This is a genomic window from Bradyrhizobium sp. IC3123, from assembly GCF_020193625.1.
GTDB lineage: Bacteria > Pseudomonadota > Alphaproteobacteria > Rhizobiales > Xanthobacteraceae > Bradyrhizobium > Bradyrhizobium yuanmingense.
This window is the reverse complement of the sequence record NZ_JADYVF010000012.1, coordinates 157,947-182,437: the sequence shown is the minus strand read 5'-3', so window position 1 is coordinate 182,437 and position 24,491 is coordinate 157,947. Positions and strand designations below refer to the sequence as shown.

Annotated in this window: 23 protein-coding genes and 5 pseudogenes; 15 read left to right on the top strand and 13 right to left on the bottom strand. The window is 59.2% G+C overall.

Translation table 11 applies throughout. From position 1 onward, the window contains the following. Nucleotides 1–219 precede the first annotated feature (219 nt). Nucleotides 220–561, bottom strand: coding sequence for an ATP-binding protein (locus tag I6F20_RS38465; RefSeq protein WP_502219692.1), 342 nt, complete (start codon nucleotides 559–561; stop codon nucleotides 220–222). After that, nucleotides 555–770 (bottom strand): ATP-binding protein, encoded by a 216-nt coding sequence (locus I6F20_RS38460; protein WP_271581306.1) that lies wholly within the window; start codon nucleotides 768–770, stop codon nucleotides 555–557. The genes I6F20_RS38465 and I6F20_RS38460 overlap by 7 nt, the downstream gene beginning before the upstream one ends. 47 nt (nucleotides 771–817) lie before the next feature. On the opposite strand from I6F20_RS38460, the gene I6F20_RS38455 reads away from it, so the two are divergent. The 5 genes and pseudogenes from I6F20_RS38455 (at nucleotide 818) to I6F20_RS30235 (ending at nucleotide 3,032) form a co-directional block, all read left to right on the top strand. Beyond that, the gene (locus I6F20_RS38455; protein ID WP_518513079.1) at nucleotides 818–1,171 is read left to right on the top strand and encodes a DUF5372 family protein; all 354 of its coding nucleotides are present in this window, start codon (nucleotides 818–820) and stop codon (nucleotides 1,169–1,171) included. Next, nucleotides 1,134–1,307: a hypothetical protein gene (locus tag I6F20_RS30250; RefSeq protein ID WP_157785360.1), complete on the top strand. Its 174-nt coding sequence runs from the start codon at nucleotides 1,134–1,136 to the stop codon at nucleotides 1,305–1,307. Before I6F20_RS38455 ends, I6F20_RS30250 begins: the two co-directional genes overlap by 38 nt. Nucleotides 1,308–1,414: 107 nt before the next feature. Beyond that, complete coding sequence (locus I6F20_RS30245) at nucleotides 1,415–1,702, top strand: recombinase family protein (RefSeq protein WP_225129194.1); 288 nt, start codon at nucleotides 1,415–1,417, stop codon at nucleotides 1,700–1,702. A gap of 78 nt (nucleotides 1,703–1,780) precedes the next feature. Then, nucleotides 1,781–2,164: pseudogene (locus tag I6F20_RS38220) on the top strand (recombinase family protein); the annotation flags it as partial. Nucleotides 2,165–2,498: 334 nt separating this feature from the next. Then, a complete protein-coding gene (locus I6F20_RS30235) occupies nucleotides 2,499–3,032 on the top strand; it encodes a transposase (protein ID WP_225129191.1) in 534 nt (177 codons plus the stop codon). Nucleotides 3,033–3,629: 597 nt separating this feature from the next. Here the strand turns inward: I6F20_RS30235 and istA are convergent. The 3 genes and pseudogenes from istA to I6F20_RS30220 all read right to left on the bottom strand — a co-directional run bounded on the left by istA (nucleotide 3,630) and on the right by I6F20_RS30220 (nucleotide 9,236). Next, nucleotides 3,630–4,750 (bottom strand): annotated as a pseudogene (istA, locus tag I6F20_RS38450) (IS21 family transposase). A gap of 1,126 nt (nucleotides 4,751–5,876) precedes the next feature. Beyond that, a complete protein-coding gene (locus I6F20_RS30225) occupies nucleotides 5,877–7,109 on the bottom strand; it encodes a cytochrome P450 (RefSeq protein WP_225129187.1) in 1,233 nt (410 codons plus the stop codon). Between the two features lie 126 nt (nucleotides 7,110–7,235). Next, nucleotides 7,236–9,236, bottom strand: a complete 2,001-nt coding sequence (locus tag I6F20_RS30220) for a c-type cytochrome (RefSeq protein ID WP_225129185.1) — start codon at nucleotides 9,234–9,236, stop codon at nucleotides 7,236–7,238. A gap of 2,181 nt (nucleotides 9,237–11,417) precedes the next feature. On the opposite strand from I6F20_RS30220, the gene I6F20_RS30215 reads away from it, so the two are divergent. Next, complete coding sequence (locus I6F20_RS30215; RefSeq protein WP_225129183.1) at nucleotides 11,418–11,861, top strand: hypothetical protein; 444 nt, start codon at nucleotides 11,418–11,420, stop codon at nucleotides 11,859–11,861. Here I6F20_RS30215 and I6F20_RS30210 read toward each other — a convergent pair. From I6F20_RS30210 to I6F20_RS30205, 4 genes are read right to left on the bottom strand one after another with little or no spacing between them, the layout of a single operon-like run. Then, a complete protein-coding gene (locus I6F20_RS30210) occupies nucleotides 11,849–13,159 on the bottom strand; it encodes an oleate hydratase (RefSeq protein ID WP_518513077.1) in 1,311 nt (436 codons plus the stop codon). The two genes, I6F20_RS30215 and I6F20_RS30210, sit on opposite strands and share 13 nt — an antisense overlap. After that, entirely contained in the window at nucleotides 13,134–13,385 is a 252-nt protein-coding gene (locus I6F20_RS38445) for an oleate hydratase (protein WP_518513076.1), read from the bottom strand. The genes I6F20_RS30210 and I6F20_RS38445 overlap by 26 nt, the downstream gene beginning before the upstream one ends. After that, entirely contained in the window at nucleotides 13,303–13,611 is a 309-nt protein-coding gene (locus I6F20_RS38440; RefSeq protein WP_518513075.1) for an oleate hydratase, read from the bottom strand. Before I6F20_RS38440 ends, I6F20_RS38445 begins: the two co-directional genes overlap by 83 nt. A 45-nt stretch (nucleotides 13,612–13,656) precedes the next feature. Beyond that, nucleotides 13,657–14,415, bottom strand: coding sequence for a glucose 1-dehydrogenase (locus I6F20_RS30205; RefSeq protein WP_225129181.1), 759 nt, complete (start codon nucleotides 14,413–14,415; stop codon nucleotides 13,657–13,659). 1,200 nt (nucleotides 14,416–15,615) lie between these two features. Between I6F20_RS30205 and I6F20_RS30200 the strand changes: the two genes are divergently transcribed. The 3 genes and pseudogenes from I6F20_RS30200 to I6F20_RS38215 all read left to right on the top strand — a co-directional run. Next, on the top strand, nucleotides 15,616–16,446 hold the full coding sequence (locus tag I6F20_RS30200) for an acetoacetate decarboxylase family protein (protein WP_225129179.1): 831 nt from the start codon (nucleotides 15,616–15,618) through the stop codon (nucleotides 16,444–16,446). 9 nt (nucleotides 16,447–16,455) lie between these two features. After that, nucleotides 16,456–16,779, top strand: coding sequence for a hypothetical protein (locus tag I6F20_RS30195; RefSeq protein WP_225129178.1), 324 nt, complete (start codon nucleotides 16,456–16,458; stop codon nucleotides 16,777–16,779). Between the two features lie 57 nt (nucleotides 16,780–16,836). Further along, a pseudogene (locus tag I6F20_RS38215) lies at nucleotides 16,837–17,259 on the top strand (transposase); the annotation flags it as partial. A gap of 14 nt (nucleotides 17,260–17,273) precedes the next feature. On the opposite strand, the gene I6F20_RS30185 reads toward I6F20_RS38215, so the two are convergent. Next, a protein-coding gene (locus I6F20_RS30185; RefSeq protein WP_225129176.1) for an IS3 family transposase occupies nucleotides 17,274–18,460 on the bottom strand; the annotation gives its coding sequence in 2 pieces (ribosomal slippage) (nucleotides 17,274–18,208 and nucleotides 18,208–18,460; 1,188 coding nt in all). 92 nt (nucleotides 18,461–18,552) lie between these two features. Here I6F20_RS30185 and I6F20_RS30180 point away from each other — a divergent pair. The 3 genes and pseudogenes from I6F20_RS30180 to I6F20_RS30170 form a co-directional block, all read left to right on the top strand. Next, nucleotides 18,553–19,125: a hypothetical protein gene (locus I6F20_RS30180; RefSeq protein WP_225129175.1), complete on the top strand. Its 573-nt coding sequence runs from the start codon at nucleotides 18,553–18,555 to the stop codon at nucleotides 19,123–19,125. 30 nt (nucleotides 19,126–19,155) lie between these two features. Then, on the top strand, nucleotides 19,156–19,473 hold the full coding sequence (locus I6F20_RS30175; RefSeq protein WP_249787946.1) for a transposase: 318 nt from the start codon (nucleotides 19,156–19,158) through the stop codon (nucleotides 19,471–19,473). Nucleotides 19,474–19,807: 334 nt separating this feature from the next. Then, nucleotides 19,808–20,316: pseudogene (locus tag I6F20_RS30170) on the top strand (recombinase family protein); the annotation flags it as partial. Nucleotides 20,317–20,445: 129 nt separating this feature from the next. On the opposite strand, the gene I6F20_RS30165 reads toward I6F20_RS30170, so the two are convergent. Then, the gene (locus I6F20_RS30165; protein WP_157785281.1) at nucleotides 20,446–20,670 is read right to left on the bottom strand and encodes a hypothetical protein; all 225 of its coding nucleotides are present in this window, start codon (nucleotides 20,668–20,670) and stop codon (nucleotides 20,446–20,448) included. An 899-nt stretch (nucleotides 20,671–21,569) separates the two neighbouring features. Between I6F20_RS30165 and I6F20_RS30160 the strand changes: the two genes are divergently transcribed. The 3 genes and pseudogenes from I6F20_RS30160 to I6F20_RS30150 all read left to right on the top strand — a co-directional run bounded on the left by I6F20_RS30160 (nucleotide 21,570) and on the right by I6F20_RS30150 (nucleotide 23,305). Next, a complete protein-coding gene (locus I6F20_RS30160; RefSeq protein WP_050992060.1) occupies nucleotides 21,570–21,899 on the top strand; it encodes a hypothetical protein in 330 nt (109 codons plus the stop codon). Nucleotides 21,900–22,027: 128 nt separating this feature from the next. After that, a pseudogene (locus I6F20_RS30155) lies at nucleotides 22,028–22,255 on the top strand (DUF2285 domain-containing protein); the annotation flags it as partial. 450 nt (nucleotides 22,256–22,705) lie between these two features. Next, complete coding sequence (locus I6F20_RS30150) at nucleotides 22,706–23,305, top strand: hypothetical protein (protein WP_050992059.1); 600 nt, start codon at nucleotides 22,706–22,708, stop codon at nucleotides 23,303–23,305. A 674-nt stretch (nucleotides 23,306–23,979) separates the two neighbouring features. Here I6F20_RS30150 and I6F20_RS30145 read toward each other — a convergent pair. Together I6F20_RS30145 and I6F20_RS30140 are read right to left on the bottom strand one after the other, a co-directional pair. Beyond that, a complete protein-coding gene (locus tag I6F20_RS30145; RefSeq protein WP_157785279.1) occupies nucleotides 23,980–24,153 on the bottom strand; it encodes a hypothetical protein in 174 nt (57 codons plus the stop codon). 83 nt (nucleotides 24,154–24,236) lie between these two features. Then, nucleotides 24,237–24,464, bottom strand: coding sequence for a hypothetical protein (locus tag I6F20_RS30140; RefSeq protein ID WP_225129172.1), 228 nt, complete (start codon nucleotides 24,462–24,464; stop codon nucleotides 24,237–24,239). Between the last annotated feature and the right edge of the window lie 27 nt (nucleotides 24,465–24,491).

Sequence of the window (24,491 nt, the reverse complement as noted above, 5' to 3'; positions counted from 1 at the left end):
TTTTTGGCCACAAGCGTTGATGGCTTCATAGGTCTTGTTCCAACTCACTCCCTGATCGGAACGGTTTGGAAGATTTCTTGGCGCTGGTATGCTTGCCACACCAGGTCCGAGATCCACGTGGTGAGTCATGTTGTTTCGTTCTGTCTTGGAAAACTGTAGTCGCCGGGGCAGCATATCAGAAGGCAATGTAGCGAAGACCTCCCCAGAATGGGTAGGGATCTATCCGCCCTTGATGCTGAGTTGGCCCGGGTTCAACCTTGAGCATAGTCTGTCGAACGCCATCCGGAACTGCCCCCTTTTCGTCATGAAGAACTGCCCCACCATCGGACGTTTGATGGTCGCTTCCGCCGGTGACGGGACGGAGGGAGGCGGAGCCGACCGGACGGCCGTCACCGGCGGTCGGCGGTTTGATGAGCTCTTGGCGCGGAGTCGGTAGCTGTCGCCGCGGATCGTCAGCACGTGGCTGTGGTGCAGGAGCCGGTCGAGGATCGCGGTGGCTACCACGGGATCGGCAAACACGGTGCCCCATTCGGCAACGCTGCGGTTCGACGTGATCAGCATGGCGCCGGTTTCGTAACGGCGACTGACCAGCCGGAAGAACAGATGCGCAGCGTCGGGTTCAGGGGCAGGTAGTCGAGTTCGTCGACGATTAGTAGCTTTGGCTTCGACAGCGCGAGCAGTTTTTCGTCCAGATGCCGCTCGCCGTGCGCCTTGGCGAGGCCCGCGACCAGCGTCTTTGCCGTGGTGAACTGCACCGTGTACCCGGCCAGGATCGCCTCTCGCCCGAGAGCAATCGACAGGTGCGTCTTGCCGACGCCTGGCGGACCAGCGTCATAATGCCGGGTGTCTGGGATCTGAGCTGGAGATCCTTTACCCGTTCCATCCGCGATGCGGAGCGTCAGTCGTCATTGTCTCCTGCAAGCGGCTTGGGGGTGAGACGCATTTTGTTATCAGACAACCTGACGCCACCTTAACGCTGCTGCCGGCATGGATGGCGGCTCCCGCCGCCGCTTCCTTCCATCTCAAAGCTGATCCGCAGCTTCCGGTGGATCGTCTACTGGAGGCGCGTCTTCTTGTCGACGCGCTCTTAGCCTCCTCTTCCAGGGAATCGTCCAACTCGCGAGGAGGCCGTCATGGCGGACGCATCACGTCGTCAGGGGGATCTGCTTGAGAGCCATCCGACATACAGCAGCATTCCAATCGAAGCCCAACAGCAAATGCTCGAGCTGTTAAAGGAGATTCTGAGCGAAGCGCTCACCGACAGCGCAGTCGAGGCACATGACGTGAAACCGGGAGGACGGCGGTGAGCAATATCACGCCTGAGCACCTTGCTCGCCGGGCCGTCGTCTACGTTCACCAGTCGACGGCAGACCAGGTCATCAACAACCGCGAGAGCGAGCGCCGCTAGTACGGCTTGGCCGACCTTGCCCGGCAGCTGGGCTGGAGCGAGGTGGCCGTAATCGACGACGAACTCGGTCGCTCTGGTGGCGGCACCGCGCGTCCCGGTTTCGAGAAGCTGCTCGCCGCCATTTGCGAAGGGCAAGTTGGCGCTGTGGTCTCGAGTGAGGCCTCTCGGCTGGCGCGCAACGGCAGGGATTGGCATACGCTCCTGGAGTTCTACGGGCTCGTTGGAACACTGATCGTCGATGAGGATGGCGTCGACGATCCTCGCCATCCCAACGATCGCCTTCTGCTGGCATGAAAGGCACGATGAGCGAGATGGAGCTGTCTATCGTTCGGCAACGCTCGCTTGAAGCCTTGGAGCAGAAGGCACGCAGGGGTGAGCTTTTCCTCAACGTCGCCATCGGCTATCTCAAGGTCTCCAACGATCGGATCGACAAGGACCCTGATCGGCGCATTCAGGAGGCGCTCGCACTCGTGTTCACCAAGTTTGCCGAGATGCAGACACCGCGCCAGGTCCACCTCTGCTTACGGCAGGAGCGAATCACTTTGCCCGGGGGGCGGCCATGGCCCCGAGGGCCGCCACGTCGAATGGAAGTTGCCAGTGTACAATACGATCTACCACATCCTGACCAATCCCGCCTATGCTGGCGCCTATGTCTTCGGGCGCTCGGGCAGTCGGGTGACGATCGAGGCCGGCCGCAAGAGGATCGTGCGGGGCTTCCGGCGCGAGCGCAACGACTGGGAGGTTTTGATCAAGGACCACCATGAGGGCTACATTACGTGGGCGGAGTTCGAGAAGAATCAGGGCCTGATCACCGACAACGCCAACGGAAAAAGCTTCATGAGTCGAGGCTCGGTTCGCAGCGGCGAAGGCCTGCTCGCGGGTTCTTCGTTGCGGCCACTGCGGCCGCAAACTTCACGTTACCTACAGCGGTACGCACAGTACTGTCGGGCGGTATCATTGCCGCGGTAGCCAGATCAACCATGGTGGAGACCCGTGCATCTCATTAGGCGGTCTGCGCGCGGATCGCGCGATCAGCGCGGAGGTCATCGCGCGGCTGCAGCCGCTGGGTATACAGGCGGCGCTGGCGGCCATGGAAGCGCGCGGCCGTGAACACGCCGACAAGCTGCGTCAGCTCGAGTTGACTCTGGAGCAGGCACGCTACGAGGCAACTCGCGCTCGTCGGCGATACGAGGCTGTCGATTCGGACAATCGTCTTGTTGCCGGCGAGCTGGAGCGGCGCTGGAACGAACGCCTGGTCGCTGTCCGCGAGCTTGAGGGCGAGCGCAACACGTTGTTGGCTACGCCGGAGATGACGTTGAGCGACATCGATCGCGATCGGTTACTTGCGCTTGATTCCGAACTCAAGAGAGCTTGGGAAAGTCCGGGTGCAACAGCTGCGACGCGCAACAGGATCATCCGAAGCTTGATCAATGAGATCGTTGTGCGCATCCACGACGAGGTGCTGGACTTGATTGTCCACTGGCATGGCGGCGATCACACGGCATTGCAGGTGAGGAGGAACCGCACCGGCGAGCACCGCGGCGGATGTGGTCGATCTCGTTCGTGTCCTCGCGCGTCAGATGCCCGACAGCACCATCGCCGCGGTTCTCAACCGCGCCAGTAGGTCGACAGGGCGTGGCAACAGTTGGGCCCGCGTCCGCGTTCGCAGTCTGCGCAACCAACACGCCATAGCGGCCTACCGAGAGGACGAGCGCGCCCAGCTGCGTTGAAAGTCAGTCCTTCGACGGCTCGCCGTCTGATCGAAGAACAGAGCTTGCCTGCGCAGCAGCTGTGCAAAGGCGCACCGTGGATGGTCAAAGCGGTTGATCTGGAACATCCCCAAGTCAAGGGCGCGGCGGTTCCGGCGGCCATCGTCTGGCGATCCGGGTCAAAAAGATTTCAACTCCAAGGGGGTAGCGAGATGGGCAGCATGAACCTGACTCGAGCGCGCCGAGCAGCAGCACGTTCTCGCCGTTGGCGATCCAACGTGACGCGGCCAGGTCGCGGATCTGCTTCGGTCGATCGACGGCTGCGCCTATGATTCTTGCGCCACGACCTCGCGCTCGCACAGTAGGATCAGCGTCTCACGCGCCGACAGGTTCACGCGCGCCGTCTCGTCGGGCAGGTGGTCGAGCTGGTCGCGGATGGGAGAGCTGCGAGCGCGCCAGCATGGCCCCCAGCCAATCGATTGGTGCTTCGGTGACCTTCTTTGTACGCACCATCAGAAGCTCCCTCCGATCGTAGCTTCGTATTCGGCAAGAGGACGTAACAACGAGGCAGTGGTGAAGGCGCCGGCACTGTCGGTGTCGCGCTTGCTGGTTGGCAGACCGCGCCATCGCGACAGGCAACCCCGTCGAGGTGGGCGAACTCGACGATCCGCGGCCGGCGATCCTCCGATTGCTTGTGACTGCAACCTCGCGCATGCCATGGCGGATGCGCACCTCGCCAGCCGCGACCGTCACGGTGTACCTCGTCACACGCAAAGCGAGTGATCGGCGCCACGCCCGTCGTGCCGTGGATACGTACGTTCGCCACCCCGCCCTCCCACTCGGCGAGATGCGTCTCGAATGCCTCGCAGCTCGCGAAGGAATGCCCCGCGATCACGTTCTTCTTCACGTAGCGGACGCCATTCTCCGTCTTGCCCTTTGTGCGCGCCCGATACGGTGCGCAGGCGCGAGGACGGAAGCCCCAATGCTTCGCGAACGTGATGAGCTTGTCGTTAAACTGAACCGACCGGCTCATCTGCCGTGGCGCACCACGAGCGCGCGTGGATTGTCCTTCAGCACTTCCTCCGGCACGCCATCGAAGGTCGTGAATGGCTCTCGAGCCCAGCGAACCAGTGCTCTTGCTTTTCGGCGCGGGTCGCCACGAACACAAATGCTTTGACCTTCGCCCCGCCGATATCGACCAGACGCTCGCCGAAGTCGATCTGTAGCTGCCGCCCCGGGGGCGTCTCGAACCGGGTCGTCGCCAGCGCTTCGGCCTTCAGTGCCTGGCGGTAGGGTTGCACGGCGCGTCGCAGCGTTCGCCGGCTGACCGCCAAGCCGTTTTCGGCCAACAGGTCGTGACGGACCGCATCCGCATTGCCGCGATGTCGAATGAACCTCTCGCGCAGCCAGCCTTCAAGGCCATGACCCGCTTCGCCCGCTCAGGCGACTTGAACGGCTACACCCACCCGCGCCACGTAGTCCTTCACCGTCTGCAGCCCAGCTGGCGCGCAATCCGCTTTAGACCTCACCCACACACCCTCAGATGCAACATCTCCGCCACGTCATCTGGCGTATTCATCACCTGCCCCCGTGGATTACTCCACGACAAGCCTTTGATTCGTTCCTCGTTCATTCGCTCTCTCCTCGGCTATCCAAGGAGGGGGCAATTCCTCGTGACGTCGAGGGGGCAGTTTTCCATGGCGCGCGCGACAGCGAGCCGACTTTGTCTTATCAGTCTGGCTCTGGCCTTTGGCAGAGCCAGAAAGCCAAACAAGCTCGGCCGAAGCTGTCTCGATGGGAGAACTCCAGCCATCTTGGGACGTCAAACACCACGCACCATGTTCGATGCGGAGCGCGTTTTCGTGCGATCGCCGTCGCTACTGTCGATCAGGTTGGCAGCAGCCATGTGCACTCCACGACAACATACTCCGGAATGCTGTCCAGCGAGGACTTGCCGACGGCCCGAGTTTGACGCGTTTGAATGCCAACGGGCGATCGAAGCGCCTACCCCTTCTGGGAGTAAAGAGTCGGAATTCGGTGGAGGAACTCGCCCGGACCTGAACAGCGAAAATCAATGGGGCCGCGAGACGATGCAGTCCCGCAGCCTCGCCACCGGAATTTAGTGAAAAGACAGTTTAGTATAAAATACATCAGCCGGTGTTCTTTCAGTAGAACACCGTGTTCCCGTGTTCCCGTGTTCCAACACTTGCCAATCCGGGCGGCTACGGGGAAACGCGTGCAACCGCAGACCAATGCGGCCGCGAGATCGATGAAAGAAGCCGGTAAAATTGACGGTTCGCCTGTCCTATTCGCCTGTCATAACGGGTGCCAAGCGTCGAAAGAGTGTATCAGCGAGCAGAAGCAGCGCTCGATGCTATGCGCTGTTTGTAGTCGTCGGCGTCGCGCGTAATGGTGATCCTGCAGGTGCCGTTTGAGCGCATCATTGCTGTTGCGCTGATTGCGCGATGTTCGTGCATAACTGCCGGTTGCCGAGGCCCGCTTCAGCGTACGGCTTCCGTTCGCTTAAACCATTTCCTCGGTAAGCCAATGTAGTAGCCGCGCATGCGAAGCTCTGCCTCTCATCTATTGATGTGTTTCGCAAGCGGAACACACCACCGACACGATTGATTATTGCCTCACGCATCTCACGCGCATCGCGTGACGGAGACTTCGCGACGAACGACCTAGTGCTGACGCCAGAGGCCGCCACGCCAGCGGCCGGATCGGTACTCGCGGCTCGTTGCTGGGAAGTCCGGCCTTCAGACGGGCGTGTCGTAGGTGATGGGATAACGCTCTGGAAACGGCCCTCCTGCGTAGTCAATCTCCGCGGCGGGACGGACGCCCCGGATTTGCAGGATGCGGCGAACGATTTCCGGAACTTGGATGCGGCTGATCTGGTCGCCGAGGCAGGTGTGCATCCCGTAGCCCAGATGCATGTAGACCGACTCCGGCCGGTCGATCGCGAAGTTGGACGGCGCCGGCAGTTGCAAGCCATCGCGCATCGCCGACCGGGTCGAGATCAGCACCGTGCTGCCGGCCTTGATTGTCGTCGCGCGCAGCGAGCCCTTGGCTATCCGGTAATCGGTCCGGCAGTGGCGCACCACGAACGGATTGATCGGGTTGAAGCGCAGCGCTTCCCAGCAATAGCGATACATCAGATGGTCGTTGTTGCTGCTGGCGACGTCGATGGCCTCCTTCAGGATCCTCGGGCGCTTGAACAACTCGTCGAGCAGCTGCACGATGGCCGCCGATGTGGTCTCAATCCCGCCGACCAGTGTGCCCATCATATTGGTAATAATGCGTTCGTCGGCGAAGCCGATCGAATCGTCAAAATGGCTATTCAGCAGGCGGCTGAACACGTCCTCGAGCGGCGCCCCATTTTTCAGCTGCTCGCGCCGCTGCGGGAGCAGTTGTGTCAGATAGGCGCGCATCTCCTGCCCAGCGTCAATGTTGTCCTGGTGCACCTTCGGATCTTTGTCCAGGTTGTGAAACATGTCATATTGCGTCGCGCGCGACCAGCGGAACATCGAGGCCAGATCGGGGCCGGGAAAGCCGAAATATTCTCGGGTCAGCTGAATGGGCACCAGGCGCGACAACGTGCTGACCACGTCGATCTGGTTCTGGGTATAGATCTGCTTTTCGACAGACGCATTGGCGAGGCTGCGCACCTTCTGGCGAATTGCCGGCAGATCCTCCATGCGCATGAAGGCGCGCATGATACCCTTGTCGCGCTGGTTTATTTCGGTGCAGTCGCGGCCGAGCATGAAGGGGCCGACCGAAGGGTCCATCATCGGCGCATAGGTGACGTTGAAGATGTCGGGGCGGCTCAGCGCTTCCTGCACGTCGGGGAAGCGGGTGATGAACACCGGCCCCGCGGCGCCCAACGCCAGGTTGGGCCTGACGCGCCGGATGAATGCGAACAATGCATCCGGATGTTTGGCGATCATCCATTTCAGGAACTTCGCCGCCGGCCCCTGTTTCTGTTCCGCCATTGCTGCCGCACCCTAACTCAAGAAAAGCTTCGCCTGGTCGGTCGATCCGGGCTTTCGTCCACCTTTCCCCCTGCGGGAGCGAGATGGTCTTCGCTACTGCTCCAGTTGGAGCTGACCCAATCAATTTCAGATCGACTTGAGGAACTCGATGATTGCGTTGCGCTCCTCCGGAGACAGCGCAGGGCCAATGACGCCCTCATGCTTCTCGTTCGAGAATTCGTGGCCGGTATTGCGATTGGCGGGCCTCGACGTATCGATGATGAAGTAGCCCTTGCTGTCGTAGGTCCTGCCTTCAGGAGCGACCGTCCGTGTCACGATACCGACGCGGACAGGATCGAAGCTGGGCTCACCGAGCAGGAAGACTTGTGGGCGCTCCGCAACCGGGCTGAGCAGATCGTAGATCGTCGGCACCGAGCCGTTGTGCAGGAACGGGGCAGTCGCCCATACGCCGTTCAGCGGACGCGCCTTATAGCCGAAACCTGCCGCGAGACAGTTCGGCCGATCGCCTTCGATCTCCGCTTGGACCGTCCCGGTCGACCGAAGCCATTCGTCGATGCCGGATTGGACCACGGCGCCGAGCGCAAGCGCGTAGAGTTGCATCGCATGGTCCGAGAGGTGGATCGTATCCAGCGTGTTGTCAGCCTTCCGTTGGCAGACATCGATGTCGAGGCCGAGTCCTGGGCTGCTCTGGCCCGCCCTGGCCAGTTCGCTGCCGGCGGTGTCCACGGTGCGATTGCGCAGCACGTCGCCCTGGGCCGGATCGGTGCCGATATGGCTTTGCTTGATGATCTTGACGTTGAGTACGGATTCCCTTGTCTGCTTCTCCTGCCCATCGCGACCGCGCCAGCGGATAGGGCCGAAGTTCTTCCAGAACTCCGCGTCCGGGGCCTTGCCGTGCACGATGTCCGGCGTCAGCGCTGGAAGATGGCAGCCGCTGCAATGTTTGTCGTAGAGTTGGGCTCCCACGGCGGCCTTGGCTTTGTCGATCGCAGGAAAGCTGTCGGGCCAGGCTGGCGCATTCAGTCCGGTGAAGGCTTTCGCCACCAGCGGCTGGTCCTTTCCAGCGAGCTGTTGTTCGATCCAGTGCAGATTATCGAAGGGGATGCTGCTGGCAAAACGTCCCCCCTTGGGCGGGGCGGTGAGGTTGAGCTCCGCCGAAACCCCCATCGCCTCGCCGGCATTGCGCACCAATGGCTGCATAATCGAGCCGTCGTACTGCACCCAATCGAACCATGACGATGTCCAGATGTGCGGGTAGCTGACAGGGGCGTTGAGGTTGACGTAGTTGCCGTAGCGCTTGGGGTCGAGTGCGAACACCTGGTTGCCGATGCGATTGAGCGCATCGAGGCGGGTAAACCCTTCCGTGACGTCGATCCCAGCGGGCTGATCGATCAGAGCACCAAGTATTCCATCGAGCTCCTTGGACAGTTGGACGCGTGTAAGATCGCTGTACTCGGTTCCTAAAACGCGCTTCGCGAACCGCCCGAAGCGACCGTCGAAGAAGGGTAGCTTTGCCGACAAAGCGGTCTGTGCGAGCGCAGCGCGGAGCGCATTTGTCAATTGACCGAGATCGGTCACGGCGGGGCCGCCTTCAATGACATAGCGCTTCTCTTTGAAGATCAGTTGGCCGGTATGGCACGCGGCACAGGTCAATCCAACGGCAGTCTCCTTACGCGAAAGCCCGCGGATCGACTGAAACGGCGAATATGCAAAGCCGATCGGCAAACCGTACTCATTGTTCTCGCTTTCGGCAGACTCTATGAATCCAAACCGCAGTAAATAGCGGTTGTCAGAAAACCGTTCTCGTTTGAAAAAGGGCATAGCGAAAGGCGAGTTCAGCGGCGCTTCAAGGGCGAGAAACCATGACAGCGGGATCGGTAAGGTCTGCGTGCCCTGGGCTTTATGATGGAATCGATCGGCGTCTTCGGCGTTCCAGCCCTGATCGAGCGAAACCTGCTCGCTCGCGGAAACCGGTTCAGGGAGACCAGGCGGCGTCAGAGCTTCGATTGTCGCGCCAAGCTGGGAGCTGGTCATGACTGCGATCAAAGCAATGATCACGATGATCGCCAGAAGAACAAGAAAGCGTCGCCACCAAAGGCGCCGAATTGCGCTGGCAACTGTCGACATGGCTCCCCCGTGTCAGCGAACGGCCTCCAGCAGAGAGCCGTGCAAACAGTAATACTACAACTACATGATCTTGTAGGCTTACCCCCGCTGTTGACGTCCTTGAGACGCGATCACTATTCTTTCTGACGTCACAATCGGTGGTCTGTGGAATGGGCGAACTTGACCGCATAACAAGAACATCTAGAGCGTTCGGACGAGCTCTTGTTCGAGCCGCCATCCCATCCTCGCGATCGAATTTGCAGTGACGTTGGGTCCGCTGTGGGAGATCGGGGGCTGTAATCCGCGGGAACGCGAGCGAACGGAATCGGCCGGGCGCCTGAGGGCAATAGGCTCGCACTCGGAGATCAGGCCTCCGTAGGGCGCAATGACCATGAGCATACATCCGGCCACGCCGATCACGATGATGCAGACGGCGAATTCGAGCCAAGCAACGCGGCTACCATTTAACGGCTTCGTTTTGCAAGCACGATGACGGCGTGGCTGACCTGAATTAGCAGCATCGGCGTCAGGCTGTAGCCCGCGACAATGCTCCACATCGTGAGCGTCGGTGGCAGACGTGGAAGACCTCTGTCATCGGCGGCCAGTAGAGAGGGACTGCGAGCAGAGGGCCGTACAGGCCGAGCGCAGCCAGACCCATGGATTGCGCGTGAACTCGTTGACAACGGTACCGGAGCGGCTGCCGCGCATGGCGGCGACGCGCCAAAGTTGTGCGAATGCGACGGCGAGGAATGTGGTGGTGACTATGGCCTCGCCCGTCCAGCCGGGCCGAAACCGCCAGTGTCCCCGCAGTTCTCACGCTTACGAAGGAAGGCCTCATATCCCTCCGGGTCAACCTCCTTCAGGCGGTTCAGCGCGCGCTTAGCTTCCAGATCGGCGGACTTGCTATGACGCTGTTTGATCTTTTACTTTTGCTTCCATCTCTGCGAGCTGTCCCGTTGCTGTTGGTACACTCTCGGGTATTGTCTCGAGCTTCGCGCTTGGTCGCGTCTCTTCGAGGCCTTCGACGCACCGATTGGGATGACGAGATGCTGCGGCTCGAATTGAACGACCTTCTCGAAGGTGGGTTTGAGCCCCGCTCGGCGATCTGCACGAGGCCGTCCAGGCGCTGCTCGACCATGCGCGGCGGCGGCGGCGGCTCCGGCGGCCTGCTGCCCGCAGGGCTGATCCAAGCGACCAAGTTTGCATCGTCGCTGTTGAAATGGTTGAACTCGAGTCGACGTCAGCATCGTCACCTCCGGAGACGTCGGCTTCGCGGCAACGGAAGCTCTGGCAGTATTCCGAGAACGGCACGATCCCCGGCACCGACGACACCTAGCAAGGGATCGACTGCATGGCCCATCCTTCCGCGCAAACGCTCGGGTACCCACGCTAGTAGCCGTGTGCGAGCAGTAACGCCGTCGTGGTCTAGCTGCTGTTGTTAGTTGGTAAACTCACCGCCGTTTGTCGTGCTGGTGATTGCAACGCCGTTAACGCATGTTGTCAACAGCAGCGAACGTAAGCGGATCAACTTTCCGGACACGATGCAACCGCAGGCATAAATACACGTTCGTCTGCCTATTTTATAAGGCAGGCCGATCGTCGCAGCCAAAAACCTTTCCGAACATCGAATAGCGGCGAACAAGCGTAAACATCGACACGCACTGCTTTTGGCGACAATCAAAACGACCATCGACTCGTGCTCGTGACGATGACGAACGATGGTCAATCAAGCCACATCGGCATGGGATTCTGAGGACGTGTCGCTTCTGCAATGCATGTGGAGCGCGGGCCACTCGGTGTCTGCGAGGGGTGGCGATGCGTATCTCGCAACGCCATCATCGGCAAGGTCAAGCGCATGAGAGCTCGCCGAGGCCAAGCAACGCAACAGGGACAAACGACGGCAAAGTCAGCAGCAGTCGCTATCGACTTTGATCCGGCGCTCGTGCAGGAGATGATCTGCTCGAGCCTGGCCCGGAACAGATCACCTTCCTCCGTCGCCTTCGGCTTCTTCGGTCGCATCGGCTCCTCCCGATACGAGCGCCGAATCATGCCGTGCGATTCGAGGGAATCTCAAACTGCAAATTGCAGGTTCCGAGCTACCGCACTGTCAAAGCCTGCAACCACAAAGTCGACGCAGCCGGAAAAAAAGCGACTCCAGATCAGCCCCTTACCCGTTCTTCACGGACGACTAAGGAGGCACGGATGAATCGATCCATGAGTCAAAAACCAGGCGCACGCTTTACCGAGAAGCAGGGCCATTATCTGGCGTTCATCTATACCTATTCGCACATGTTCGGACGGCCACCCGCCGAATCCTGCATCCCCAGAAGCATCGAAATCCTCGCGCCGCCAGAAAACTTGCCGATCCTAAGCTGGCCGGTATCAAACCATCAAAATCACTGTGACGAGCCACTAGCTAGTTTCGCCCTCACCTCGTGGCAAGAGGTTAATCGGATGCGTGTGGCGAGAATAACATCAAGCCGAAAGAACACCGAATTCCAGAGTACGCCTAAAGGTTGCCTGGAAGATCGGCGCGAACGTTTGATCCGCGCCTTGGCGAGTCCGAGCCGTCACGGCGCAGGACAGCGCTTCTCTATCCGAGCGAACGGTCGCCCGCAGCGTCCGCGCCTTAATCAACTCAGGTGATATTTATTCAGTAGTTCGCCAAGCTCAGTCGCTTCAATCTTTTTTAGAATGAGCTCGCGCAGGAACGCAGGTCCCGGGACCTCAATTTCATTGCCGTCGCGCAGTCTAGCCATTGCTGCAAGCAGCTTGCGAATATCATAGGTCGAGTTGAATACCTCGGGCACTCCACGTTCAATCTTGAGGAGGATATACACGGCTTCCATCGCGGTCCGAACGGAGTATTCCGTCGTGAAGATACAATCCCGTTCACCCGACTCCGCGAACTGGCCGATGAAGGCGAAATTGACCGCATCTTTCGGCACAACATCTGGCCGATCGCCCGCCTGCCGCGGCATGAAGAAGGAAGTGACGTAGGGCATCATCACCGGGACCGTCTTGGCGGCCCCAGCGGCGAGTTCCGGTATACTCGCAACCGGTACACCGAGGTGATAAAGCCATTCTTGCGTGATTTCCTCGCCCGTACAATCTTGCATCGGTTTCCTCACGTATTCGCCGGCTTTATCGACGAATAGCGAATAGACCCAGACGACGACTTGATCGTTGGGCTGGCGCTTGAAATGCGGCTGGCGATTTGTGGTCCTACTGAGCAACCAGCTCGAATCTTTCACCGTAACGATGCCTCCTGTGACAACCTTGCCGCTGAACGGATCGCGTTTGGCGATCTTGCGGATGTATGCTGGAATGCGTTTGTCCAGGGTCGTGAACGTCGCCGATTCCCATTTGCTTGCAGGAATATTGCCGCAAAAGACATTTGGGCGTCCAAAGGCCGCATCTTTGGCCGCAATACGCCGCCACAGATCCCAGGCGGGCGCCGGTCCTTCGTTGAGCCTGGCGGCCGTGTGATGGTCCCCCATGTCCGAGCTTTCGGTCAGCGACCCGATCGTCATGAAAACAAGATCGTCGGCGCCAATAATGAGACTGCCCTCAATGCCATTCTCCTGCCAGCGAATGGCTGTGGCTTGCTTGCGTCCACGCTTTATGTCGAAATCGATATCGGTGACTACGACCCCGTAGCGAAAATTGACGCCTTGCGCCAACAGCCATTTGGATAACGGCAGAACAAGCGATTCATATTGATTGTATTTGGTAAACTTCAGCGTACTGAAATCCGGCAGGCCGCCGATATGGTGGATGAATCGATGCAGATAAAGTTTCATCTCGAGGGCCGAATGCCATTCTTCAAAGGCGAACATGGTCCGCCAATAGAGCCAGAAATTGCTGTTGAAGAAATCTCTCCCGAACACTTCGTCGATGCGCTTGGTCTCCATCTGCTTACGGGTGGCAAGAAAAAGGGCCAATCAGCTCTTTCTGGGCCTGTTCGCTCAGTGTGAAGAGGCCATCGGTATGGGCATCCTGCCCCTGTTTCACCGTCGCCCGCCGTAGTGTGTAGTTCGGATCATCCTTGTTCAGCCAGTAAAACTCATCGAGCACGCTGGCGCCTTCAAGTTCGAGCGATGGGATCGAACGAAACAGATCCCAGAGACACTCGAAATGATCCTCCATCTCTCTGCCACCTCGAATCACGAATCCGCTTTTCGGATCCTGACAACCGTCCAACGCGCCCCCCCGGAACCGTCTGTCGTTCGAGGATGGTAATACGGTCGCCACGCATCTGCCCGTCGCGGATCAAGAAGGCCGCGCCGGAGAGCGCAGCCAACCCCGAACCAACGAACCAAGCTGTCTTGCTGTCCGCGCCGGCGGGTTTGCGGGGCCGAGCAAAAGCTTCGTAATTTCCACTGGTGTAATACATCGCGACATTCCATCTCGTTTGATGTGACAATCCGTCCGCTGATAGTCAGAAGATGTTTTCGACCGCCTGACACTTCTGCGGGACGCCGATCGTCAGACCGCCATCGACGACGATTTCGGAGCCGGTAAGATAAGAGGACTCGTCGCTAAGCAGGAACAAGACTGCCTGTGACACTTCCTGCGGCTCGGCTGGCCGCCCGAGCGGAATTGGAAAACCGGAAAGATCGATGTTCTCTGTCATCCGAGTGTTGATGAAGCCCGGATGGATAGAGTTTATGCGAACGCCGGACGCGGCGGCCTCCAAGGCAGCGGACTTCGTTATGCCCCGCACGCCGAACTTGGAAGCAACATAGGCGTGAAGCCCAGCACTACCCCTCAGCCCCTCAACCGACGAGATGTTGACGATCGAGCCTCCGCCCGCGCGGCGCATGGCAGGTAGGGCAGTCTGCATTCCCAAGAATACACCGGTGAGATTGACAGCCAGGGTCTTCTCCCACTGCTCGAGCGGGAACCGCTCGATGGGAGCCATACTCGCGATGCCTGCATTGTTGACGAGGCCGTGCAGCGCGCCGAACTTGCCCTCCGCAGCTGCGATCGCCTGGGACCATTCCCCTGGCTCGGCGACGTCTTGACGCACATAGATCGCGGATGGGCCAAGTTCGGCCGCGAAAGTCGGTCCTTCATTGTCAAGAGTATCGGTGATCACGACTTTCGCGCCCTCGGCTACCAGCAGGCGCGCATGAGCGGCCCCCATTCCTCGAGCCCCGCCGGTTACCAAAATGACTTTTTCGCTCACACGTCCCATAACTCTTGGTTCCCTCGATCAGTGGCGGTGCAGGGTTTTTCAGCATCAAAAAGGATGACGGGCATGTTGATCAAAATGGTTGAGAACGAGCATTGAAAGTCGGGCAAGCCAAGAGTTGCGGTCTGCACCACGCCCCGGACTCTTGCCGATCTGCCCTCTGCTACGCATCATCTTTGATGCCCAAAGCCTGTGCGCAGTACCCGTGTAAATTGGCGCTAAAGCACTTCAATAACGATTTCACGTCGCGAACATGCTTCCGCCGCTCAGGCGTTAGCCATCCTTTGGATTGTTGCATTGGCTTTGCCGAACTACCCCACCTTCTAGACGCCGACAATTTGCGACCGAATTTCCTCCGGTTTCGGAGATAGGATCGGTACCCGCGAGCGGAGCGATACCGGTGCCGAACGGTGCTGAGCTCCTTGTGGATCGAAAAGTGGGGCGCAGAACGCATGAGGTTCTCCTAAGTCTTGCGAATTGGAGTATCCATTCCGTGCAATCGCCGCGCCGAGACTCTGATGGGAAGTCAGCCTCACGTGACTCTTGCACAGGCGCTGGAGGTCTTCCGACTCACCACCGAGACGGCGATGTCAGGGCCTGCGTTTTCGACCATGCGAGCGATAATGTTGCGCTGATCTGGTTTAATCGAGACACAATGGCGATAGCCATGCTGTTGCGAAAACTCGTGAGAGAGCCTCATCGACTTTCTGTCCGGATACTTGATTATGTCGGGCTTTCGACATCGCGTCGTCAATCGGACAAGCGAGGAAGGCAACAGAACAATAGTCGAAAGTTGTCGGGTCACTCGTACCCAATTTGATGTCAGCCAATGAGCCGTATAAACCGCACGAGGTGCCTGGCATCGACGTTGCATAACGACTGATAGACAAATAGGAATCACCCACTCGCCTTGACGTCATCATCGGTGAGGACGCTCCGCCGGAATGGATGCACAATCAGGCGCATCCGGCAGCACAGGACAGCTGCCGGCTTCTAGAATGGAGAAGGTCAAGCGTGTCGGATGTTTTCGGATCGTTTAATCCGGCGGATTGAGGTGCAAGGCGCAGAAACGGCACTGCGGCCTCGCGTAGCGAAGATCGCTATCACCGGATCGATGTGCCGTACGGACTACCGAACCCACATCGCTGCCAGCGCAGTACAGTCGCTTCAGGGGCGCTTCAACAACCGGAGAGGCGCGGTGAGATGAATAGCTCAATCTCCAACCGCGCGAATTATTCTGAGATCAAGGAGGATGCGATGCCCGACGTCAAAGGCATTCCGCTTGATGCGCCTCTTTACCATGGGGGCAAAAATCGTGGCACTGCGTTTCTCGGCTGCCAAGCCATAAACCTTATGTTCAGCGTGGGGCACGAGGCGAATTGTTTATTGCCGAAGGAGCTAGCACCTGCAGCAAACCCTGCAATCGCCATTGTGGGGGTCGCGAGCTATCGCTCAAGCACTGTCGGGCCATACTTGGAGTGCTATTCAGGAATTCAAGTTCGTGATCCCGACGGTGAGACTGGCTACTACATCCCTTACATTTACGTGACGGTAAATGATGCAGCTCTCGCCTCGGGACGAGAGGTTCTTGGTGCTCCAAAAAAGCTGGCGCACATTAGACTGATCAGAGAAGGCGGTCTAATTCAGGGTACGCTCGAGCGTCCGAAAGGCAAGCGCCTGCTGACCCTTACCGCTCAACCAGACGAGCGCATGAGCTCGGATTCGCGGCAGATGTATTCTGCGCGGACGAATTTCTACTCGGTTCGGCAGCTGCCGTCCATCATTGAGTCCGGGAAGGGAGAGGTCACGCAACTCGTCAAATGGTGTACGGACCGAACGTTGCGACGCGACGAGCGTGGCGAAGAAGTTCTATTTACTGGACCAACCTCCCTAACTTACGACTCCCCCTCGATTATCGATCCCGTGCACAACTTGACAGTTGGCCAAGCCCTGCTCGGCACATACGAGGAGTATGACGCAAGGCTCGAGGCCATTGATATCCTTTCGGAGGAATCAAACCCGGTAAACAGATGATCGACGAGCTTGAAGAATTCATCCAATCCTAAATTGCTGCCAGGGCTGTCGGTTTGCCAGCTGACGGGCGGTATGTGGGGTTCACCTCCTCCCGGCGACTCATTCTGGAAGATGGTCGACAAGGCCGGCTTCAAGACCCACGTCTACAACAAGAATAGCGGCAATAAGGAGAAGAAGGCCGACGTGGCGATCGCCACAGCCATGATGGATGGGCGTTCAACATCATCGACAAGGACAACGACGATATCCTGCTGGTTGCCTCGTCAGAAGCAGACGAAAGAGCTGCGCCGGACATGTCGGCTACGGGCCGATTTTGTTGCAGAACTACCTTGAGGAGCGGTGCGAACCGTGATTCCGTCGAAGTGAAGCGGCTATCGACGGAGAGAATCGATGATGGGGCGGCGCAAGGGCGAGCAGGGTCATCTGTTCTATGCGTTCGACCTCGAGGCCGTAGTGCCGGACGACCATCAGGTTCGGCAAATTGCGGCAGTTCTCAATCTGTCGTGGGTGCGCGTCGAGCTTGCGCCGCATTACTCCAACACTGGCCGACCATCGGTCGATCCGGAGCTGATGATCCGGATGCTCATCCTTGGCTACGTATTCGCGATCCGCTCGGAGCGCGCACTATGCCGCGAGGTTCAGCTCAATTTCGCCTATCGCTGGTTCTGCGGCCTTGGCATAGAAGACAGGATCCCGGATCACTCGGCATTCACGCGCGCCCGCAACGAGAGATTTCGCGATCATGATGTCTTTCGTCACGTCTTCGAGCGCGTCGACGCTTCGTGCATCAAGGCTGGCCTTGTCGGCGGTGACCTGCCCCTACATTTTCATCCAGCGGCAGTTAGAGTCTCGGGGTTTTGTACGCCAAGCGGCGCGGATGGAGCAACGGACGATCGGCGGAGCTGGTCGGGGTTGCGCAGCCGATCGTCCGTTGCGGTGAGGTGGGCGGCGTAGGCCGCGGGCGTCAGGTATTTCAGCGACGAGTGGGGACGCTGGAGATTGTAGTCGGCGACCCAGTTGGCGATCTTGGCGCGGGCGTCATCGAGATCGAAGAACAGGGTCTCATTGAGTAGCTCATCGCGCATCCGGCCATTGAAACTCTCGACGAAGCCGTTCTGCATCGGCTTTCCCGGCGCAATGAAGTGCCAATCGATGGCTGCGTCCTTGCACCAAGCGAGCATGGCGTTGCAGGTGAATTCGGTGCCATGGTCGGACACGATCATTCCTGGCTTGCCGCGTCGCTGGACGATTGCCGTCAGTTCGCGGGCCACGCGCCGCCCCGAGATCGACGTCTCCGGAATGGCGCCCAGGCATTCCTTGGTGACGTCGTCGACGATGTTGAGGATGCGGAAGCGTCGGCCATTGGCGAACTGGTCGTGGACGAAGTCCAGCGACCAGCGCGCGTTCGGCCTCGCCTCGACCAGGATCGGAGCACGGGTCCCCACGGCCTTGCGGCGAGCCCGCCGTTTGCGGACGGTGAGCCCTTCCTCGCGGTAAAGCCGGTAGATCCGGTTGATCCCGGATGGCTCGCCCTCCCGCCGCAGCAAGACGAACAACCGGCGATAGCCGAAACGCCGCCGCTCGTTGGCGAGATCGCGCAATCGGCCACGCAGAACTGCGTCCGGCGGGCGGCTGGAGCGATAGCGGATCATCTTCCGATCCGCACCCACAATCGAGCAGGCCCGCCGTTCCGACAGGCTCATGACGGCCTGCAGATGCGCGATCGCAGCGCGCTTGGCGGCGGGCCCTACCATTTTTTTGAAAGGAGCTCGCGAAGGGCGGCCGCATCGAGCATCTGCTCGGCCAGAAGCTTCTTCAGCTTCGCGTTCTCCTCTTCCAAGGCCCTCAGCCGCTTCGCTTCGGAAACGTCCATGCCGCCGAATTTGGCCTTCCAATTGTAGATCGTCGCCTCGGAAACACCGTGCTTGCGAGCCAGGTCGGCTGTCTTCGCCCCAGCCTCATGCTCCTTCAATACCCAGATAATCTGCTCTTCCGTGAACCTTGCTCGCTTCATCTGTCCGTCCTTCTTCGGGCCGGACTCTAACTCCTTCTGGAGGAAATACGCAGTGGCAGGTCAGCGGCAATGGTTTCGCCGTCGATGCCAGCTTGATCGCGGCGGACGCCAATAAGTGCCGCTCGACGCCGGGCGATAAATGGAGCCACGACATCGACCCGATGGGGGCTAGGCGCGCCGTTCAGGACTATCTCGCCAATCTCGACGATCCAGCATGGGGTCGTGCCACCGACGTCGTGCCGAAGTTTGTCGCGCCGTCCGACCCAGCCGCGCAGTGGACTGGCGCACTGCGCAACGCCGCGTTCTTCGCCTACGCCGACAATTACCTCATCGACATCAAGTTCGGTATTATCATGGATGTCGAAGCGTCCCGGGCGATCCGCCAATCCGAGGTTGGCGCATCCCAAACGATGATCGAAAGGACTGAGAAGACGTTCGGCATCAAACCCGACTGGCTCGTCGCGGATACGGCCTACGGCGCGGCCCAAATTCTCCACTTCCTGGTCGATGTGAAGGGGATCGCGCCCCACATCCCGGTGATCGACAAGTCACAGCGCGACGACGGCACGTTCAGCCGCGACGATTTCATCCATGACGAGGCGCGCGATCAATATGTCTGCCGCAGCGGCAAGATCCTGCCGCGCACGCGGACCACGCGGAGATGACGCTATCTCGTATTTCTCGCGCGTCGCCGATTGCCGCGACTGCCCGCTCCAAATCCAAGCGCTGTCCAAACTCGCCGAGCCGGAAGCCGCCACGTGCACGAGGCAGCGCGCGATGTCGCCCGGGCTATCGCCAAGACACCTGCCTACGATCAGACCCGACGAGATCGCAAGAAGGTTGAGATGCTGTTTGCGCACCTCAAGCGGATCCTGCGGTTCGACCGCCTAAGACTGCGTGGACCGGCCGGCGCGCGGTTCGAATTTACGCTTGCAGCAATAGCTCAGAACCTTCGTCGCTTTGCCAAGCTGGCGCTCCATCCACCCAACACGGCCGCACTATGCGTTGCGTAAGTGCGTCCGTCGCGTTGTTGCGTCAGGCATCAGTGCCCGGCCGTCTCCGCAGCCCATGCCGGGCAGGCGGCCAAGAGATCGCGAGCCCAAATTTTCAGATCTCAGCCCGGCTGAGAGCGTCGATCCTACCGACTTCTGCAACAAAATCGGCCCAAAAGCGCAAACCCGCATTTCTCTGCAGCTCGCTTCGCCCGCCGCAACGTGCTTTCAAGAAAAACGACATAGCAGTTGACTCTTTCTGAATACACTTTCCGATGGCGCGGACTTGATGATGCGCCTAAATGGTTTGCGATGCGCAATACAGCGCGACGCGATATAGCCGCGGGGAGGCAACATGGGGAACACCCTTGTTGTACACGCGAAACGTCTGCCTCAGTCTCAGAAAGCGCGACGGGCGGCGCAGTATGTCCGCATGTCGACGGATTACCAGCAATACTCGATTGAGAATCAGGCAGTGGTCATCGCGACCTACGCCGAACTTCACAAGCTAACCATGGTCCACACCTATCGTGACGAGGGAGAAAGCGGCCTCAGAATCGAAAACCGGGGGGCCTTACCGAACTGGTTGAAGACGTGCAATCGGGACGCGCTGACTTCGCTCATCTGCTTGTCTTCGACGTGAGCCGATGGGGACGCTTTCAGGACGTTGACGAGAGCGCGCACTACGAGTTCATCTGCCGCAAGGCGGGCGTCCAGGTTGCTTATTGCGCGGAGCAATTCGACAATGACGGAAGCCTTCTCGCTAGCATCATGAAGAATATTAAGAGAGTGATGGCAGCTGAGTTCAGTCGGGAACTCTCCGCCAAAGTTTTCGCAGGGGCAGTCCGACTGACGAATCGCGGCGATGATCAGGTCTCGCACGGATTATTACCACCTTTTAGGAGCGTGCCGGGGCCCTCAGATGCCGGCTTTTGCCGGCCGCGTTGCTCAAATGCATAGAGCGCTCCCTACGGGGCGCTCTAAGATCGTCAGTTACGCCTTCGGCAAACTGCCGGCGCGCAAGATGGCTTCGCATCTTGCTCGGACGCTTTGATGCTCGGTGCGCATGTGCATCGAGTAGATTTCCTCAAGCCCAAGGAAGACGTCTTCAACCGCTCCGGAGCCGCGTGCATTTTCGAGATCCTTTTCGACCCGTGCCAAAATCTTCAACTCTTTGGCGCAAGCTCTGTCTGCCTTTTGTTTTGTTACCGTTTTCACTGTCGTTTTCTCCGTCGATCTTTCTGAGATCGAGATAGTCGTCCGGAGCCAGAAATAAGCAACGACAGGCGCTCCCTCGCGCCTTTAGGCTTGCGCCACTGGACATACGCGCGAGGACGCAGGACTCTGAGGAAAACGATTACGCCTGCCGCACGAGGTTTTCTGGACCTCATCGCGACAATAGGAAATGCGATTCGGCCCTGTCAACGTTTAAGTTGTATTGTTTTTTATAACACGTATTGAACCATTAATTATATCGACACGCAAAGGTGCACCGTGTTTGAATCGCGCGATGAAGCGCAGCTCAAACCAAACTCGCAGATGTGGACGGAAAGCGAAGCTTTTCAACTGCTGCGTTGCTCGACGAGCCACGTGAGACATCTGCGGCTCACTCGTCAGCTCGGGTGTTATCCATGCCGCCCCGGCCTCTCACAAGCCGATCTGGAAATATACGTCGCGGCAGTGAAGATCATCAGAGTTCGAATGCCCGGAACAGCCAAGGGGTACGCCGTCGTACCGTCGCTTCGGCAAGGTGGCGGACCCACGCGATACGGTCGCCTTCCATTCGATCCGCCTGCCGACAGAGCCAAAGTCAGGCTTCAACATCGGCACCCACCGGAGGGCCGCTGCTTCCGGATCGGCGCTTGGACGTTCTGCGGTATGCTTCATGCGACGGTTAGCCGGGTGGGCACTTTAATCGGCGGCCGTCGCGCGACCGCCAGCTCCTCCCAGGCGGCCTGGACGCGCGCGCGGGCCGCGTCGAATATCTCGGCAGTGCCGCTCCGCGATCCTCCTCTGGCGAGCTGCTAGGCGACGATCGGTCGGGCCGAGGAATAGTGATTGTGGACCGCGGGCAAAGCCTGTAGCACCATGGTAGCGACGCGGCTACGTTGGGACGCATGACGGGCGGGCGCGTACAAGAGGAACTGATTGGCTGCTCCGACTGCGGCGGCAATGTCTCGTTTTCGGCCGTCGCCTGCCCGCACTGCGGCTCGCGTGAGCCAGCCGGTCATTATGTGCAAAGCTCCGAAGAGCAACGCCTACACCCGATCGAAGAGCTGAACGATCAGGCACTGATCGGCATGATTGTCTTGTGTACAGGTATCGGCTTCTTCTACGGCGCGGTGATGATCGGTCCCGGTGGCGCCGCCGGCTATGGCCTAGTCGGCGCTATCATCGGCGCATCGGCCGGTTTCATCATCAATGTCAGCCCCCGGCTGTTTGGATGATCCTGCACCGGTCACGCCGCCGACACAAACACCGGGAAATATCCCGGTGTCACAACCAATGATCGCGGGGAAGCCAATGCCGCCCTCTCCTCAATCCAGTTCTCGCCAATCTAGCGCCCTCTGGGTCCGACCTTACCGTGTACGATGAAGAGCACATGACCACGTATTGGCGCCTGCTCGACGCCAATGCCGAGGGCGCTGACTGGCGCGAGGTATCGCGGATCGTCCTTGGTATCGACCCAGACCGCGAGCCCAAGCGGGCCCGGCAGGCATTTGAAACCCATCTTGAGCGCGCGCTCTGGATGGCCAACAGCGGATACCGTCAACTGCGAGGCGGGCCTTCGAAGGCTCCGTAACGGCAGCGAGCGCGGACAGTCTCTCGAGCAAAACGGCCGGCGGAGGTCATCCACCGCCGGCCATCTTACGCTGCCTTGGGCTGGGGGGCTGATTAGGCAGCGATAACCGTGGCTGCAAGCCTGCCGAACGGCGGTTAATAACCCACTAACCGATTCGGGCGGGCTCCGGATCATTCGAAGGCCGGAAATGGGCGGACTTGCGTCTTCAGGCGAGCCCCCTTGTAATCGGCATTCAGCGCAGCATGGACCTGGGGCGGCCAAAATGTTCGGATGGGGACGATCAAAGAAGTCGGTTCTGGCCTCTGCCGAAAAGGCTATAGGCGATCTCTTCGAACCTCTGACGCTCCTGTCAGCCCTCGACAGGCTGCTTCCGCTGTACCTCAAGGAAACCGATGAAGGCCGGTTGGTTTACCCTGCCTGCAAGCGTGGACTGGGCGACACCGACGGAATGTGCGTGCCATCTGGGAGCACACGCGGCTCGAAGCCTGCCGCTACGTGATGATGGTGCCGCGGCGCGACGTAGATCTTTTGGTCAGCGCCGTCCGCCAGGCCGAAATGATGGATGCCTTTCTCAGGCAGGCTCCGCACGAAGAAACCGTCGCCGACTTCAAGGGCGTTCCTGTTGTCGATTATCCAGTTGCGATCATGGCGGGCCTGAATTGGCTCGATCATTGCGCCTTCATCGGCGGCGTCGACCCTGACAAGTTCAGCCGAACGAGACGAGACTTTCGACGGCTCGTGGTGCTCGCGCAGCAATGGTGGGCGATCGAAAACGCTGAACCGCGCTGCTATGAGATGCTTGCGAACTGTCAGGTCCCGCCGCTGATGTTCTATCTCATGTGGCAGAGCTTCACGCGCTTGGCCAAGGAGATCGCGATTGCGGCGATATACGGCTCCTCGCTCGATCGCGCCATCGAGCTTGACCGGCAGCATCTTCAAACGACACTCGGTTCGCAGCCCGACAAAATGCAAGCTGCGCTCTCTGCTCTGAGCGAAACCGCAGCCAGATTAAAAGACGCTTCTGATCCAGACGACTTGGGCCGTCGATAATAGCGCCGCGGCTCGCGCGCTTAGATCAAGGGCGAAACGAGCTCGACTGGGCAGTCAAATCTGAGGCGGTGCAGGCGTGATCGGCAAGCCCTTAGTCGCGCTTCAGCTACCAGATATGCCCCATCGCCAGACGAGGATGACGCGCGGCGCAGAAAGCTGGGCCTCAATCTACGTCGCCTTGGGCTTCACGCTTTCAATTGACGGGACGGCGATATCGATGATCCCTCTGTTTCCTTGGAAGCTTGCAGTTGACGTCGTGGTGCGTCGCTCACGGTTCTTCTTTTTCTCAATAGCGGACGGTTTCAGAACAAGCTCTTGGGCTGGAAGGCCAAGTAAGAACAGAAGGCTCGCTAAGTTTGCTCTGGGATTACTTGTGGCTTTGCCGCATATGTGGGCTCGGGCTTGGTGGGTGAGCCACTCCTTCGATCGGCTTCTCGCCTACGCGGCCTTCGCCGCCGGTAATCTCCAATTTATCGAAACCACGAATTGCTTGGCAGGAGGACGGCTATTTTGAGATCCCGCACTCGTGCTTGGCGACCCAAGTCCTTGGTGTCGGCAGCGAGCTCATCAAGCTGCGCAAATATTGGGTTAACGCTTGCTGCGGCCTTCTCCCAATGCGACTGGTCATCGGTTGCCAAGGCCGTCCATACATGCATCCGAGTTTCAAATACGCGCTATTCGATGCGCTCGTCTTCGACCACGTGATCTTTTTGGCGGACCACGGTCGCCAACGATCCGCTCGCGCTTCGGGAGGCATGGATCGTGTAGCCGCCAATTGCTGCGGTCATCAGAAGGAGAAATCCGAAACCAACCATCAGCCGACCGGCGATTTTGACATTTGCAAGCACTTGCTATGGCTCTCTGCTAGCGGAAGGTTGCCGTGCTTAGAATGCTCGCGTGCAGCGACCTGATCGCCCGGTGAAAACGTCAGCTATAGACAGGACGATTTCAGTTTGGCGAGTTCGAGGTTGCGCTCAATCAGATCGAGACTGGTTTCAAGGTTGGCCCTAGCTGAAGCGTCGCCAATCTTTTGTATGGCAGCTCGTATCTGACGATGAGTCTGCTCCAGCGTGGCGATGGCATGATCAATCGTGAGCTTGGCGTTCGCTTGAATGGATTTAAGCCGTGGATTTTGGATTTGCACATCGACCGGAATCACACGCCATCGGGAACGGCACCACCGGCG

What these genes read in the sequence shown, in the direction of transcription:
- I6F20_RS30205 (WP_225129181.1), bottom strand. Translation starts at nt 14,415, where the DNA reads ATGGGACGTGTGAGCGAAAAAGTCATTTTGGTAACCGGCGGGGCTCGA.
- I6F20_RS38465 (WP_502219692.1), bottom strand. Translation starts at nt 561, where the DNA reads ATGCTGATCACGTCGAACCGCAGCGTTGCCGAATGGGGCACCGTGTTT.
- I6F20_RS30220 (WP_225129185.1), bottom strand. Translation starts at nt 9,236, where the DNA reads ATGTCGACAGTTGCCAGCGCAATTCGGCGCCTTTGGTGGCGACGCTTT.
- I6F20_RS38440 (WP_518513075.1), bottom strand. Translation starts at nt 13,611, where the DNA reads ATGTATTACACCAGTGGAAATTACGAAGCTTTTGCTCGGCCCCGCAAA.
- I6F20_RS30200 (WP_225129179.1), top strand. Translation starts at nt 15,616, where the DNA reads ATGAATAGCTCAATCTCCAACCGCGCGAATTATTCTGAGATCAAGGAG.
- I6F20_RS30250 (WP_157785360.1), top strand. Translation starts at nt 1,134, where the DNA reads ATGGCGGACGCATCACGTCGTCAGGGGGATCTGCTTGAGAGCCATCCG.
- I6F20_RS30160 (WP_050992060.1), top strand. Translation starts at nt 21,570, where the DNA reads ATGACGGGCGGGCGCGTACAAGAGGAACTGATTGGCTGCTCCGACTGC.
- I6F20_RS30225 (WP_225129187.1), bottom strand. Translation starts at nt 7,109, where the DNA reads ATGGCGGAACAGAAACAGGGGCCGGCGGCGAAGTTCCTGAAATGGATG.
- I6F20_RS30235 (WP_225129191.1), top strand. Translation starts at nt 2,499, where the DNA reads ATGGAAGCGCGCGGCCGTGAACACGCCGACAAGCTGCGTCAGCTCGAG.
- I6F20_RS30215 (WP_225129183.1), top strand. Translation starts at nt 11,418, where the DNA reads ATGAATCGATCCATGAGTCAAAAACCAGGCGCACGCTTTACCGAGAAG.